A 2649-nucleotide genomic window follows, 5' to 3' on the forward strand; every position below is an offset into this window, starting at 1 on the left:
GTGCGGGCGGGGCGACCGTGGGTGTGGCCGGGATGGTGGCGGCGCCAGCGCCGCAGGCGACCGAGCACACCTCGGTGGGCGCCCTTTGCTCTGCTTCAACGGACGCAACGCCCGGCGTCCGATATCCGGACAGCGACCGTTGCGTGGGGTGAAGCAGAGCAAAGGGGCCGCACGGCAGTAGCGCGGGCGGCGCGAGAGCACCGGAAGCGCCGAACGGCAGGGCAGCGAACAGCAGAGCACCGGAAGCGCCGAACGGCAGGGCAGCGAACAGCAGAGCACCGGAAGTGCCGAACGGCAGGAGCGGAAGGGGTGCGGACGGCGATGACACCGGACGAACTGCGGGCGGCCCTGCGGGGCGTACCCGATCCGGAGTGGCTGGCGACGGCGCTGCGGCGCGTCGCGGCCGAGCCGGCCACGATCGCGCGGCTCTTTCCCGCCGCCGGTCGGCACTGCGGCCGGGCCGAGCTGCCCGACCTGCCCGGTTGGACCGCCGACGAGGCGGCCCGGGCGCTGTTGCTGACCGCCCTGGCGACCGGGCATGCCGAGCGGGCCGAGACGCTGTACCGGACCGGTGACGCCGCCGAGAAACGGGCGGTGCTCAAGGCGTTGCCGCTGCTGCCGATCGGTACGGCCGGGGTGCCGCTGCTACACGACGCGATCCGCACCAACGACACCCGACTCGTCGCCGCCGCACTGGGCCCGTACGCCCGCCACCTCGACGCGCCGGCCTGGCGGCAGGCGGTGCTCAAGTGTGTCTTCAGCGGCGTACCGCTGGCCGTGGTGGCCGACCTCGACGCCCGCGCCGACGGGGAACTGGCGCAGATGCTCGGCGCGCTGGCCGACGAGCGGCGGGCCGCCGGGCGGGAGATGCCCGCCGACTCCGTCGCGCTGCTGGACCGGCTGACCACCCACCACAGGGAGGTGTGATGCGGATCTTCGACCCGCACATCCACATGACGTCCCGTACCACGGACGACTACGAGCGGATGGCCGCCGCGGGGGTCCGGGCGGTGGTCGAGCCGGCGTTCTGGCTCGGCCAGCCACGGACCAGCGTCGGTTCGTTCACCGACTACTTCGACTCGCTGGTCGGCTGGGAGCCGTTCCGGGCCGGGCAGTTCGGCGTACGTCACCATGCCACGATCGCGCTCAACCCGAAGGAGGCCAACGACCCGCGTTGCCGGGAGGTGCTCGACGTGCTGCCCCGCTACCTGGAGAAGGACGGCGTGGTGGCGGTCGGCGAGATCGGGTACGACTCGATGACGCCGGAGGAGGACGAGGTGTTCGCCGCCCAGCTCGCGCTGGCCGTGGCGCACGAACTGCCGGCGCTGGTGCACACCCCGCACCGGGACAAGGCCCGGGGCGTCGAACGTACCCTCGCGGTGGTCGCCGAGTCGGGGATCGGGGCGGGGCGGGTGGTGGTCGACCACCTCAACGAGGTGACCGTACGCGCGGTGCGGGACAGCGACTGCTGGCTCGGGTTCTCCATCTACCCCGACACGAAGATGTCGCCGCCCCGGATGGTCGAGCTGCTCAGGGCGTACGGGACCGAGCGGGTGCTGGTCAACTCGGCGGCCGACTGGGGGCGCTCGGATCCGCTGCTGACCCGGGCCACCGGTGAGGCGATGCTGGCGGCCGGGTTCAGCGACGACGACGTGGACCTGGTGCTGTGGCGCAACCCGGTCGAGTTCTACGGCCAGTCCGGCCGACTCGACCTCAGCGACGTGGACGCCGAGCCGACCTTCGCCGGCAACTCGATCCTGCGCGGCGGCGGCTGATGCGGTTCCGTCATCCGGACGGGCGCACCGTGCACCTCGGGTACTGCACCAACGTGCACGCCGCCGAGGATCTCGCCGGCATCGTCGCCCAACTCGACCGCTACGCGCTGCCGATCCGGGAGACGCTCGGCAGCGACCTGCTCGGCCTCGGCCTGTGGCTGGCCGCCCCGGTCGCCGCCGAACTCGCCGCCGACCCGGACGCCCGCCGTCGCCTGCGCACCGAGCTGACCGTGCGCGGGCTGGAGGTGGTCACCCTCAACGGCTTCCCGTACGCGGCGTTCCAGGCACCCGTGGTCAAGGGCGCGGTGTACCTGCCCGACTGGACCGACGCGCAGCGACTGCGGTACACCCTGGACCTGGCCCGGGTGCTGGCCGACCTGCTGCCCGACGACGCCGTGCGGGGCTCCGTCTCCACCCTGCCGCTGGCCTGGCGTACCCCCTGGGACACCGCCCGTGCCGACGCGGCCCGGCACCGCCTGGACCAGCTCGCCGCCGGGCTCGCCACGGTGGAGCGGGAGACCGGCCGGACGGTGCGGGTCGGCTTCGAGCCGGAGCCCGGCTGTGTCGTGGAGAGCAGCGCCCAGGCGGTCACCGCACTGTCCGGCATGGACACCGAGCGCCTCGGTGTCTGCCTGGACCTCGCCCACCTCGCCTGTGCCTGGGAGGACCCGGCCGCCGCCCTCGACCGGTTGGCCGCCGCCGGGCTGCCGGTGGTGAAGGTGCAGGTGTCCGCCGCGCTGGAGGCGGCCGACCCGGTCGGCGACGCCGCCGCGCTGCGCCGCTGGGTCGAACCGCGCTTCCTGCACCAGACCCGCTCCGCGAGCTGCGCCACCGCCAGCCCGGCGGGCTTGTCGTCGGCGGCGGGGGACCCGGC

At 74.0% G+C, this 2649-nt stretch carries 3 protein-coding genes; all 3 read left to right on the forward strand.

The window, feature by feature from the left end; translation table 11 throughout:
- Positions 1 to 321: 321 nt before the first annotated feature.
- Positions 322 to 927: an EboA domain-containing protein gene (locus tag EYA84_RS30140; RefSeq protein WP_131057563.1), complete on the forward strand. Its 606-nt coding sequence runs from the start codon at positions 322 to 324 to the stop codon at positions 925 to 927.
- Positions 927 to 1775, forward strand: a complete 849-nt coding sequence (locus EYA84_RS30145) for a TatD family hydrolase (RefSeq protein WP_131057566.1) — start codon at positions 927 to 929, stop codon at positions 1773 to 1775. Before EYA84_RS30140 ends, EYA84_RS30145 begins: the two co-directional genes overlap by 1 nt.
- Positions 1775 to 2649: metabolite traffic protein EboE (gene eboE / locus EYA84_RS30150; protein WP_131057568.1), on the forward strand; the 875-nt coding region annotated here is incomplete at its 3' end. The genes EYA84_RS30145 and eboE, both read left to right, overlap by 1 nt.

It is taken from the genome of Verrucosispora sp. SN26_14.1, from assembly GCF_004307965.1.
GTDB lineage: Bacteria > Actinomycetota > Actinomycetes > Mycobacteriales > Micromonosporaceae > Micromonospora.